Origin of the sequence: Rhizobium rosettiformans (assembly GCF_016806065.1) — a bacterium.
Classification (GTDB): domain Bacteria; phylum Pseudomonadota; class Alphaproteobacteria; order Rhizobiales; family Rhizobiaceae; genus Allorhizobium.
In genome coordinates this window covers 378991-391985 of record NZ_CP032406.1, presented here as the reverse complement: position 1 = coordinate 391985, position 12995 = coordinate 378991, and the positions used below count along the sequence as shown (strand labels likewise).

Genomic DNA, 12995 nt, shown 5'->3' with positions numbered 1-12995 from the left:
GCAACATGGGAAATCGTCACAAATAAAATAACTGGCTATTATATACATATAGGGCATAATCGTCTTCGCCGGATCGATCGGGAGCGATTAGATGGAACTCCGCCAACTCTCCTACTTTGTCGCTGTCGCCGAAGAACTGCACTTCGGCCGTGCCGCCATGCGGGTAAACATTGCCCAGCCTGCACTGAGCACCCAGGTCCAGGCACTGGAGCGCGGACTTGGGGTTCAGTTGCTGACGCGCTCGACACGCAAGGTGGAGCTGACGCGGGCAGGGGAGGTGTTCTACGATCGCTGTGTCAGGATGCTGGGAGAACTGGATCTGTCTGCAGAGATGGCGCGGGCTGCAGGAGGCAGGACCATGCGGGAGATCAGGATCGGCACGATCTATCCGGCAACGACAGGCGTGCTGCCGGCATTTCTGGCGCGGATCGGCCGGAAGTTTCCAGATATCCGCCTGCATGTCTCGAATGGCTCGACGTCGGAGATCATCCGGCAGCTCGAATGCGGCAAGCTGAACCTCGGCTTCATTCGGCCGGTCGAGAACATTGGCTCATTGCGCTTCTTCTCGATTGCCCATGAGCGGTATCTGCTGGCCGTGCCGATGGGAAACCCACTTGCCTTAAAGCACGAGGTGACGATCGAGGATCTGAGGGCCGAGAAGATCATCGCCTTCAAGCGGCAGAACCTGTCCTTCACCGAGCGCTATTTTGCGGAGACCTTCGATGAGCATGGGCTGAATGATAATGTCGCCTATACCTGTGACGACACCTTCTCGCTGATCTCGCTTGTATCCTCAGGTCTTGGTGTCGGCTTTGCGCCGGAGTGGACGGGCGAACTGCCGGGCAGGGACGTGGTGTTGAAGAAGGTGACGGGCATCGATCTGAAGATCGGGCTGGGTGTCGCCTGGAGCAAGGATGATCCGACAGCAGCACGAGATGACATCATCGATATTGCGAAGACATTGGGACGGTCGGGGAGGTGAGGGCGGCTATGGGTGGAGCTTTTCTCACGAAGCTCTTTGCCCCTTCAAGCGGAACGCCATGGCCGGGGGAAGGCGGTCCCGCCTGACCCCAAGGGGTCACTATGCTCAGGCTCCTGCGGCTTCCCTTTCTCCGGCCCTGACGTGACGAGAATTCCCGGCGTCCCGGGCTTGGCCCGGCGCTATTCTGACGCCTCCGATGCTCTTCGTTGTTTGACCCGGATCTCGCGCAAGCGCGGCTATGATCCGAGGCGGTGTCGAGGCAGGCGGTTGACGGCAAATGAGGGGATTGCTGCATTTCTTGCTGCGTCTTTGACGTACGCGGCATTTCCGTTCAAGGAAATGAAAAACAGTCACATTCGCGCTTGCATGAGGGGTGACTTGCCGCTATGAGACAGCCCGCGCCACTGAGCGCCGACCAATGTGACCGGAGAGGTGGCTGAGTGGTCGAAAGCACCGCACTCGAAATGCGGCATACTCGCAAGGGTATCGTGGGTTCGAATCCCACCCTCTCCGCCATTGTCGATGTGTCAAGACTGGCGATGTAGGTAACATCCTACACCTAAGGCGTTGGTGACTACCTCGTACGTACGAGCTGTCGATGATCTCCAGTTTTATTTGCTCCAGATCGATGTATCCCAGATCGCGACGTATGAAACCGACCATCGAATTGCAGTGGTAGACTCCCTTTGTGCCGAGTTTCTGGTCTGCAATGGATCTGCGTCAAGGGCGCGGCGGAAGGTGACTGTAGATGAGGCTACAACAATTGTGCGTGAAAACCAATCAGTCTGCCTTCCATAGGCAGATCTCGACCGCCTCTCCATTCCAAAATAGATATAGGACGGGCTAGTGGTTAAATAATTCTCTAGTCTGTGACTTCAAGAAAAACAAAATCCTTAGAAAAAGTCTTGATATGAAAACGGATAAAGCAAACCAGACGATTGTTTTTGTTTCCAACGACATTGACAATTTTCGTCATCATCGAAAACATCTTGTCGATGTTGCTGTTGAAATGGATAAAAATGTAATTGTAATGGCTGGCGGCAATGGTACCCCTCCGGCTAATTGTTATCACAAGAAAATTGAGATAAATAGATTCAGACTGCATTGGAGTGACTTCAATATTATATTTTCAATTATTAAGAGTATATTGTATTATCGTCCAGAAATTTTACATCTTATTAACCTGAAGCCATATTTGTACGGAGGGGTTGCGGCGCAGGTGGCGAAATTACTAGGGTGGCGAGGCAATCTTGTGGTCTCCGTCCCCGGATTAGGGCGCCTATATGACACTCAAAACCTTACAGCAGCCAAAAAAATGCGATTGCGCGTAGTTGAGCTGGTGCTTAGGGCATGCTTGCGTGATGCAACAATTTGCTTTGAAACAAGTTCTGACCGCGATTTTTGGATAGAACGCAGGCTAACAGTAATAGATAGAACCGAATTGACGAATGGAACCGGCATTGACCTGGAACAATTCCATCCGCCAGAAAAGCGTCATTCCGACAGACGTCTGAAGGTACTTTATGCCGGACGTCTCTTAAAGGCCAAGGGGCTAGATGTTTTTCTTGCGGCTGCGAAAACCTGCGGCATGGAAAATGTCGATATGATTGTAGCCGGGCAGACGGAGGCCGATCCAGATGGTGTTTCAGAAAACACTTTGCGTGAACATCCTGAAGTATTGTTTCTTGGAAGAGTGGACGACATGCCTCGTCTCCTCGGACAAGCAGATGTTGTTGTCCTGCCGTCCCGCTACAACGAAGGCGTGCCTCGAATTCTCATCGAGGCCGCCGCTTGTGGATGTGTTACCGTTGCGACTGACTTCCCTGGAAGTCGGGCCTTAATCAAAGAGGGAGTAACGGGTTTCTTCCTGCAGCGGTCCACCAAAGAAAGCCAAGCGAATGAAATCGTGTCGATCATCGAAAAATTGTCAAAAAATCCTACGATGATTAAGGTAATTGGGAACAATGCAATTGAGCACATTCGAAAGGAGGGCTTCGCTTCCGATGCAGTGAAATCCGCTTTCCATCGCATATATTCCCAATGACAGCGCTTGGGGACAAATGGAAAAATCGCTACTGCCGAACGTCAACCCATGATATGGCGGCGGCCAGATTAACATATCCGCGTAGGCGCAACACGCCACTCGAGATCAAGCGGAAAGTGGATAGGTTGAAATTGAAACAGGCTTGGGGCCATCGTCATCTCACCATATTTCTGGTGCGCCGTGAAATTGAGCAGCGATATAGGGGGTCGGCACTTGGCCTATTCTGGATACTACTGTCATCCCTGTTAATGCTTGGAATATATACCTTTGTGTTTAACGTGATATTTGTTTCGCGCTGGCCTGGAATGCAAGCTGACAGGGTGGAAGTGTTCGCGATTGTTCTGTTCGCCGGACTATCCATGTACACACTTGCGAGCGAATGCTGGTCTCGCGCCACATCACTCGTCACAGACAATGCAACATACGTGACCAAGGTGGTCTTCCCCGTCGAGTTGCTTCCGTTGGTGGTCGTCCTTGCATCACTTGTGCAGTTCGCGGCGAACTTTCTGATCGTGATAATTGCGTCGCTTGTAGTCCTTGGCGCACCCTCCTCCACAGCGATTTCCTTCTTGGTTGTACTTGTCCCCTTTGTCATTCTCGTGCTTGGTGGCACCTATTTGCTCGCATTCGCGGGTGTCTTTATTCGTGACATGCGTATGATAGTTCCTTTCGTTTTGACCGCGCTTCTATATCTGAGCCCCGTTCTTTATCCCGTGCAAAACACACCGGTTTCCATACGGTACCTTTTCGACCTCAATCCGTTGTCTTTCTTCTTCGAAGCAGCGAGAGGTGCGCTCTTCTTTGACCAATGGCCGTCCCTGGGCGGGATAGCGGTAGCCTGGCTTATCAGCCTCACCGTGTTTGGCCTCGGCTTCTATGTTTTCCACCGTGGAGCGCGGGCATTTGCCGATGTACTCTGATAACTGTGTAATTCATGCTGATAACATTTCGAAGCTTTATCGTAAGTTCGAGCGACCAGAAGACCGGCTAAAGGAGTGGCTGTTTCGCGGGAAGCGCCGATACTCCAGCGATTTTTGGGCGTTGAGCGGCGTGTCTATCGATATCGACAGGGGCGAGACTGTCGGCATAGTCGGGCGTAACGGCTCAGGAAAATCCACTCTGTTAAAGCTGATATGCGGTACAGTTCGACCAACGACCGGAACGATATCGGTCAAGGGACGTATCTCCGCTCTGCTTGAACTCGGCGCTGGTTTCAACAACGAGTTCACCGGCCGAGAAAATATCCATCTTAACGCAAGCCTTCTGGGTCTAACGCCTGATGAAATTGCGGAGCGAATGGATAGGATTTTGGCTTTCGCGGAAATTGGTAGCTACATTGATCAGCCGGTGAAATATTATTCAAGCGGAATGTTTGCTAGGCTTGCTTTCTCGGTCGCCGTTCACGTCGATCCCCAGATCCTGATAATTGACGAGATTTTGGCAGTTGGGGATATGGCATTCCAGAGAAAATGCGTCGAAAAAATTTTCCAGATTAAACAAAGTGGCTGCACGATCCTCTTTGTTTCGCACGACGCTTATCAGGTGAAAACGATTTGTGACCGTGCATTGTACCTGAAGAATGGAGCGCCAATCGGGTACGGCCCTGCGAGCGATATCATCGATCTTTACACCTACGACGTGGAGAAGATAGACAGCTTTATCTCATTGACTGGTGAGATGCCGGTCAAGGACGAGCATCACTCGAGCACGCGAGACGCGGAACGCGATGTTAAGCCAGTGGCCGAAAACGATGCGTTTATCTTGGACGACGCAGAACTGCGGCCAGCTGAAAACGGCGACATGCCTCCTTTTGAAATCACATCTGTTCATATGGTTGCGGACGGCGTTGCCTCACCGAAGGAAATCAAAAGCGGTGCACGTGTTGAGTTTACGGTCCGCTATAGGTCATTGCGCCATGACGCCCCGAAACAAGGCTCATTTGTCTTCAATCTGAAGCGCCATGACGATTTTTACGTCTGCGGAGCGACCACGCTGATGGAGAAAAGACCTCCGTATAAGTTGGAGAGACAAGGGGAGTTTCAGATTATCTTCCCGGCCCTCAACCTATTGGCTGGGCACTATAAGATCCGCTTTGCTATCAATGATGTTTTCGGGTGGGGTGTTCTCGCTGAGCGTTTGGAAGCCTGCATATTTCAAGTCAAGGACACATATGTGTCTCATGGTCTGATTGACCTACCTCGCGAATGGCGAGTATCTGACCGCGGAGGAGAAAGTTAATATGGAGAGGCTCCATTTTGGATCTAACGAGCGATATTTGGCTATCGAGGCGGCTGTGCATTTAGCGCGTTACTCGATGGCACGCCCATTTGCCGCAGGAAAACGTGTTCTAGATATTGCCTGTGGTGAGGGTTACGGTGCCTATGCTCTGGCCACACGGTGGAACGCGGCACATGTGACGGCTCTTGATATCGCACCAGAAGCAATCGCTTCAGCCAAACTCAACTTCTCAACAAGCAATATCAAATTTGACGTTGCCAGCGCGTATGATCTTTCTAAGATTTTCCCAGAAAACTCCTTTGATTTGATTGTGTCTTTCGAGACAATTGAGCATTTGGAAGATCCAGAGCTTTTTCTGATGCAGGTAAAAAAGGTCGCCGCTCCGGATGCGACTATCATAATTTCCTGCCCTAACGACCCGCGTCACTATGAAGAAGGTGACGAAGGTAATCCGTTTCATATGCGGACCTTCACATCATCCGAGTTTTTCGGGTTGGTCGATTCTATTCTCGGTCCAGCCCGCAGACGATTCATTGGCACTCCTGTCACGGGCTTTGGAAATTATGCGATTGGTACCGAAGGCCTGAAAGTTGGTCACAATCCGGTCGATATGGTTCGAGGCGATTTGCTTCCTGGTGTCGCTGCTCTAATGGTGGCTCCGGACGATGTTTTGGAGATGGATAGCTCGTCATACTACGTCGGAATTTGGGGAAATACTGACGTAAACGATGAAGACCAAAACGTCACTATTTATCCGTGTGATTTAAGGTCTGCTGCTCAGGCAGATCTGGCGGATGAAGTTGGACGCCTGCGTACTCAGCTTTGGGATCTTCGACGTACGCATGAGATGTCGGAGAAAGCCGAGAATTTGGAGAGTATGCATCGAAGTCTTCGCGCCGCAGCGCTTCGGACCCAGGCACTCCTCGCGGAAAATGCATTAGCGAAGGAGAGTATTCGAGAACTTACGGCAAGGGCGACCGAGAGCGAAGCTACTTTGGCTGCTGTGCCGTGGCGAATGGTCGGGGTATATCGACGCGTTCATAGAGTTATTCCTAAAAGGGTATTAAAATTCGCAGCCAATTTAATCGATAAGGCTCGTCGGTAATGAAGGTACTTCCTACAAAAGTAGCTGGCCTCAGTGAGATGTCAGCGATTTATGACAGTTCCCATTTTCAACTGAATGAAAACATCGAGCGTCCTGCCGGCCCAAACATCGGACTAAATGGTGAGAACCTCACCATTTCGTTTCTTTCGCTAGGTCGAGTTCATCTTTCGGAAAAGCTTTGCCGTTCCATCAGCGATTTCATCCCGGAATTTGCCGGCGAAGTTCTCATAATTGACAATGGTTCGTCAGAAAGTGAAATTGAAGCACTGACTAACATTCTTGCCGAGATGCCATACCGGTCGCGTATCGTGCGGCTTGGCCAGAATTTCGGTGTAGCAGGCGGGCGCAACAGAACGATCGAGCATGTGCGAACCGAATGGTTGATGTGTCTCGACAACGATATTTACTTTATTGCAAATCCTCTGCAGCGCCTGCAGTGGGAGCTGGGCGTGACCGGTTGCCACTTCATGAGCATGCCACTTATGGATCCAGACAGGCAGACCTTGTTTGCTCTAGGCGGACATCTGTATCTAAATGCAGATGCCGATGGACGATTTTGGCTAGGCGCTGGGAGCGCCTATCAACAGGACAAGACGGGACCGCTGGAAGAGAACGTTTTTCTGGGTACGTTTCTCTTCGGAGGCTCTTCCCTTTTAAAGGTAGAAAGTTTTCAGCGGCTAGGCGGTTATGACGAAGCCATGTTCATTGGCTTCGAAGACTTGGATTTGTCCATCCGCATTTTCCGGGCCGGAATGAAGGTGGGTTGCTCGGGCTTGACCGCGTTGGTACACGATCATCCCCCAGCGCAGAACAATTCTGATGCTGATTACGAACGCACCCGGTTCTCCCGGCAAATTATCGAGAAATCTGCGAACCATCTTCAGGAGAAATATGGTTTCTCCATATGGAGTGATGTCGTTGAACAATGGCTGGAAAGCCAAACCAACAAAATGACAGGAGAAAAGCCGAGACTGAAAGAAGCGAAACCTTACGCAGCTCAGCCTGTCGTTACACGTCCCATGCGTGTCGCACTCGTAGTGGACAGCGATGACTGGGCCTTCGCCAATATCTCTCGTCAGATCGTCAAGGCACTCGGGCATAAATACCAGTTTGAAATTATCCCTCATACGGCGTTCGATAACTATTTCCAACTCCTGGTCGTGCTGGATAGCTATGATTTTGTTCATATTTTCTGGCGTGAGGTGTTGGCGGCGTTGGACACGCCTTTTAATGCGTCCTATGCCGGGCAACTCGGTTGCGATTTGAAAGTTTTTCTGAATCGTTTCTTTAGTGGCAGGCCAGTTACAACGGCAGTTTATGACCATCTCTTCTTAAAAGACGAAGAGGTGGCCGCCCGTTCTCATATTTTCTCACAGGTCACCGGTTACACTGTCAGTTCAAAACGCCTCGCCCAAATATATGAGACCTTGGAAACCTATCCCAAACCTGCAACTGTTTTCCCCGACGGGGTGGATCTTGATCTCTTTACGCCTGTAAATTTAGAGCGTTTCCGCGAGCTAAACACTCGCCCAATTGTAGTGGGATGGGTTGGAAACAGCAAATGGAGTGAGGAGCTCGGAGACATCAAGGGTGTCAACACGATTTTGAAACCCGCTCTTGAACAGCTGAGGGCAGAAGGACTCGAATTCGTCACCAGATTTGCCGATCGACAGGACAAATTTGTTCCGCACCACAAAATGCCTGCCTACTACCACACGATTGATCTCTATGTCTGCACCTCGGAAATCGAGGGCACGCCCAATCCTGTCATGGAAGCAATGGCATCAGGAGTGCCTGTCATTTCAACGGATGTGGGACTAGTCCCTGAGATTTTTGGTCCATTGCAAAGAGAGTTCATTCTCAGAGAGAGATCTGTCGATGCATTGAAGGATTGCCTGCGCCGTCTTCACGCAGACAGAAGCCTCTTTCCGGGACTTTCGGAAGAAAACCTTATCTCGATCAAACCATGGGACTGGAAAGGCGTCGCGCCCAGGTTTGAAGAATTCTTGTCATCTATGGTCGAAAAACACCGAGAACGGTATACGAAATCATGAGCGTGATCTTTCTCGCTGACAGGAACACTTTTGAGAGCAGGCAACTAAATGACACGCGAGAGGACATATACGCCATTTCTCGACCTGGCGCTCAGTCTTTACCTATTCACGTCGCGACTACATAAACGACTGACGAGCGAGGGAGTCAAAGATATCTATTTCTTCTCGCGTGAAGGCGCGATGTTGAAGGACATGTTTGACGTTTATTCGGAAAAATCAACTAATGCGGCTGCGATACGCACTCATTACCTTGAAGTCTCACGGCGCTCGACCTTCATGCCGTCATTGGGCCCGTTGAATCAAGAGAAATTCGACGTCTTGTTTCGTCAGTACAGGAGGATGTCGCTTTCCTCCTTCCTAAAAAGCCTTGCCTTGGACGGTCACGAACTCGAAGTACTTGCGGCCGCTCAGATAAGTGAAGCCGAAGCACGAAGCATTCAAAAAGACTTTCCTACCTCCACGCTGTTTCGTAAGCTTCTCGGGTCGCAGTTCTTCCAGTCTCTCTACGAAAGCCAGCGTACGCAAAGAAGTGCTGCGCTCGCGGATTACCTTTCCTGTTTTACGGATGGAAAGCTGCCGACATCACTCCACGTCGTTGATGTCGGCTGGAAGGGATCCATCCAAGATAATTTGTTCAATTGGTTTCGGCGCGTGGCTGGGCCGGAGGCACGCATTGATGGTTATTACATAGGATTGGTATCTCCCGGGCTGGCCGACGTACATAACCGTAAGATGGGATTATTGTTTTCTAGCATCCCGCGCCTTTCTGCGGGTTTTAGAACATTCAACGAAAACCGTTCTCTTTACGAGGTTCTACTTCCTGCGCGCCATGGCGGTCCAAGGGCTTATGAGATCGACGCAGAGGGCAGGGCTGTGGTCGTTCGTGATCCGTTTAACGAACAGCAGATGATCGATCAGTACGTCCAGCCTGTTGCGGAAGTGATCATGGAACGGTTTCTTCTGCTCGCGGAAGAGTTCGCCGGGCGTGACGTTTCCGATGGATGGCTCCTCCAACGAAGTCTCCAACAACACGCTCGCATGGTGTTCTCACCAACCGACGACGAGATCGAATGGATGCTGTCAGTATCTCACGTCGAGAATTTCGGCGTTTTCGAACAATCTCAGTTTGGAGGCGGCGCGAAAAGGGATGCTCTGCCTCAGCGATTGCGGTACACAATTCAGCTTCTGAGGCATCGGCGGCTCGGAGATCCTGGTTTCTGGCCGTATCTTACATTACGCCGCCGCGCCTTGTTCGGTGTCCACATTCTCTATCGAACATTCCGCGTGTGGCAAAACCGTTTCGCACGAGGGGCAAAATGACGGAGAAAACAAGAATATGCTTTTTGGTCGGCTCGATTGAGATCAGCGGTGGGACCTATGTAATCTTCCAACATGCCTGCCATCTTCAAAATAGTGGCTACGACGTAACACTGGCTGTGCAGGAACCATTTACCGAAACGACAGCTTCCTGGCATGATCAGGGAAAATCGCTACGCTGCATCTCTTTTGGTCAGGCGAGAGCAGAAACCTTCGATTTGGTGATTGCCACGTGGTGGAAAACCGCCCTAGAGCTTGCGTCGTTTGATGCGCCGCGTTGTGGCTACTTCGTACAGTCCATCGAGTCTCGGTTTTATCCTGAGCGTGAGCGCCCTTTGAGGGCGTTGGTTGATGCGACTTACCGTTTACCCGTTAGATACATTACTGAAGCGACCTGGATATTGCGGCACCTTGAAGATTCGTTTGGACAGGAGGCAGCTCTGGTTCGCAATGGCATAAGAAAGGATATTTATACTGCTACAGGACCCGCTGCAGCGGCGCGTTCGGCAGGAAACCCAAGGGTTCTTATTGAAGGCCACTTCAATATCGCGTTCAAAAATACAGCACTTGCCTTGAAATTGGCGAAGCGGGCGGGGGCGAAGGATATCTGGGTCTTGACAGGATCTCCTGTGAAATCACTGCCGGGGGTGTCGCGTGTTTTTTCCAGGATTCCGATCCACAAAACACCAGAAATCTATAGGTCCTGTGACATCTTGGTTAAACTGAGTACTGTAGAGGGCATGTTTGGACCTCCTCTGGAAATGTTCCATTGTGGAGGGACGGCAATTGTGTTCGATGTAACCGGCCACGATGAGTATATTGAGGACGGGGTGAATGCGACCGTTGTCAGAGACCGTGACACCGAGCAAGTCATCACAGCGTTGCGTTTGATGTTGTCAGACCGACAACATCTAGAAACACTTAAACAAGGCGGCCAGGCTACAGCTGCAGCCTGGCCGGATTGGGAGCATTCGTCGGAAATGTTCGCTCAATGGGTTCGAAATGCGCTTGTTGGGCCACAAGTCGATCGCGAGAGTTTGAACATTTTGACGGAAGCAGCGTGGTCACGATATGCCTCGGACGAGCAACAAAGATTGAAGCAGGGGCGCTCGATCGTCTGGGGTTACAAACTCAAAGCTATCACCCGCCGGTTGCCTAGTTGGGCGCAAGATCGTGTGAAACAGCTATTGACCCTCAAAGAGGTTGTGTTTCCACCGAGAAAAGCGTCGTGATGTATAAACTGCGAACGATCGACGTCTGGGATACGTTGCTTAGGAGGAAATGCCATCCTGAAGCGGTCAAGTTTGCGACTGCGCATCGGATTTTTTTGCGTTTTCACGCGGATCTGTCTGCTAATTTCATAACTCCTTCGTCGATCTATGAGAGAAGAAATGTGATCGAGGCCCAGATGGCCCGGCGTGCTGAAAACGCGTCGCATGACGGCGAATATCAGCTGACAGACGTCTTGCGGGTGTTGTTATGCGATGTTTTGAATACGACGCCAAAAGAAGAAGAAGTTTTGCACGTTGCTGAAGGGGAATTGTCATTCGAAATGGCGATGACCTTCCCCGATCCTGACATTCAAGAATTCATCAAAAAGTATCCAGCGGAAAGGACACTTTATCTTTCTGATTTCTATATGGGGTCAGAAATGTTGGACCGACTGCTGGCTTATCATGGGCTGGATAAGATCGTCCCGGAAGGGCTTGTATCGTGCGATTTCATGTTGAACAAACGCACAGGTCGGCTTTTCAGTTACGTCCATAAGCTCTACGGGGTGAAGCCACATCAACATGTCCACATAGGCGATAATCCTTACGCTGATGTGGAAACGCCGCGTCGTTTGGGTGTTGAGGCGGTCTCATACGTGCCGAAAGAGGCTCATGCTGCGCGCGGATTGCGCGAATCGCTGTTTGTCTCGCGTGAAGCGCTCTTCTTCGAACTGCATTCATCTTCTCAACAGTTGGCTAAGGAAGCCGTTGATTCATTCGAAAAACATGAAGCTGCAGCGTTTCAGATCGGTGTTCAAGCCGCGCCACTTTTTATCGGTTTCGCGCTTTTCATCGCCGAACAAGCGCTAATAGAAGCGCCGGATCAGATGTTTTTCTTCACGCGCGAAGGTGAGTTTTTTTATCGGGTCTACAACACCCTTTTCGCCGACAACAAGCATGCTGGGTGCAGACTGCCGCCATCGTCGATCCTTGCTGTCAGCCGTCAAGCGACTTTTGCAGCTTCACTCGGAGAAGTCGATATCGGCGAACTTCAGCGAGTGTGGTCACTCAACACTCAGCAGAAAGTATCTACTCTTTTTTCAATTCTCGACATCGAGCCCACAATGTTTGTTCCACTTCTGGAGAGGCTGCGGCTCCGTTTGAATGAATTGGTTGTTAATCCTCAGGAAGACGATCGGATCCTAGCGCTTTTCAAAAATGAAGAATTTCTCGCGAAAGCACGTTCGAAAGCGTCATCAAAACGTGAGGAACTAACCGCCTATCTGTATCAATGTGGCGTGAGAGCGGGCCAAAAACTCGGGTTTGTGGACATTGGCTGGCGAGGAACTATTCAAGACAATATCGCTCGTGTCCTGCCCGGAAATGACACCGTCGGCTACTATCTGGCGCTTAGAAGATTTTTGAACGAACAGCCGCGCAATGTGCGCAAGCTAGCTTTTGGCCCGGATGAACGGTATACGACGGATATGCAGTTCTTTGAGACTTTCGAGCCGCTGGAATTAATATGCAATTCTGCAAACGGTAGTGTGTCCGGTTATCAGAAACAGGACAATCATGTTATCCCGGTTCGCGAAGTAAACGACCGGGAAAATATGGTGATAGAAAGCTTCACCCGACATTTTCAGGACGGTGTTATTGCAGCCGCTAGTGTGCAGCGACCACTGATAGCAAGTCATTCAGTGTGCTCTGCAGAATTGCTTAAGCCAGCACTGAGGGTTTGGAGAGAACTCGCATCGCGACCCCCAAGCCAATTGCTGAAAGCCTATTATGACGCACCTCAGCACGATCTTTTCGGTTTTGGAGGGTTTTTCGACCGAGGAAAGGCTCCGTCGCTAGGCATGCTCTTTTCGGCACTTTTTTTGCCTGGTCAACGCCAGTTGGTTATTCAGTACGTGAGGCGCACCCAGTGGTCTGCGGCGCTGGACGGCCTAAAGATAAGCATGGTGAACCGATGGGTACTGGTTGCTGTTTTCTGGTTAGCTCATCAATACAAAAGGCTAAAAGCAAGAAGCCGCTAGACGTA

General features: G+C 50.7%; 9 protein-coding genes and 1 tRNA gene. All 10 read left to right on the top strand.

Annotation, left to right across the window (positions count from 1 at the left end; all coding sequences use genetic code 11):
* Window positions 1-91 precede the first annotated feature (91 nt).
* Complete coding sequence (locus D4A92_RS23350; protein WP_203020304.1) at window positions 92-982, top strand: LysR family transcriptional regulator; 891 nt, start codon at window positions 92-94, stop codon at window positions 980-982.
* 426 nt (window positions 983-1408) lie between these two features.
* Window positions 1409-1498 (top strand) — tRNA-Ser (locus D4A92_RS23345).
* A gap of 394 nt (window positions 1499-1892) precedes the next feature.
* Complete coding sequence (locus tag D4A92_RS23340; RefSeq protein ID WP_203020302.1) at window positions 1893-3026, top strand: glycosyltransferase; 1134 nt, start codon at window positions 1893-1895, stop codon at window positions 3024-3026.
* Window positions 3027-3151: 125 nt separating this feature from the next.
* Window positions 3152-3946: an ABC transporter permease gene (locus D4A92_RS23335; protein ID WP_203020300.1), complete on the top strand. Its 795-nt coding sequence runs from the start codon at window positions 3152-3154 to the stop codon at window positions 3944-3946.
* A complete protein-coding gene (locus D4A92_RS23330) occupies window positions 3903-5264 on the top strand; it encodes an ABC transporter ATP-binding protein (protein ID WP_246754136.1) in 1362 nt (453 codons plus the stop codon). The genes D4A92_RS23335 and D4A92_RS23330 overlap by 44 nt, the downstream gene beginning before the upstream one ends.
* A gap of 37 nt (window positions 5265-5301) precedes the next feature.
* Window positions 5302-6369 carry a class I SAM-dependent methyltransferase gene (locus tag D4A92_RS23325; protein WP_203020298.1) on the top strand — a complete coding sequence of 356 codons (1068 nt, stop codon included), beginning with the start codon at window positions 5302-5304 and terminating at the stop codon, window positions 6367-6369.
* Window positions 6369-8423: a glycosyltransferase gene (locus tag D4A92_RS23320; protein ID WP_203020296.1), complete on the top strand. Its 2055-nt coding sequence runs from the start codon at window positions 6369-6371 to the stop codon at window positions 8421-8423. The genes D4A92_RS23325 and D4A92_RS23320 overlap by 1 nt, the downstream gene beginning before the upstream one ends.
* Before the next feature lie 48 nt (window positions 8424-8471).
* Window positions 8472-9743, top strand: a complete 1272-nt coding sequence (locus D4A92_RS23315) for a hypothetical protein (RefSeq protein WP_203020294.1) — start codon at window positions 8472-8474, stop codon at window positions 9741-9743.
* The gene (locus D4A92_RS23310; protein WP_203020293.1) at window positions 9740-10972 is read left to right on the top strand and encodes a glycosyltransferase; all 1233 of its coding nucleotides are present in this window, start codon (window positions 9740-9742) and stop codon (window positions 10970-10972) included. The genes D4A92_RS23315 and D4A92_RS23310 overlap by 4 nt, the downstream gene beginning before the upstream one ends.
* Window positions 10969-12990: an HAD family hydrolase gene (locus tag D4A92_RS23305; protein ID WP_203020291.1), complete on the top strand. Its 2022-nt coding sequence runs from the start codon at window positions 10969-10971 to the stop codon at window positions 12988-12990. The genes D4A92_RS23310 and D4A92_RS23305 overlap by 4 nt, the downstream gene beginning before the upstream one ends.
* Window positions 12991-12995 lie beyond the last annotated feature (5 nt).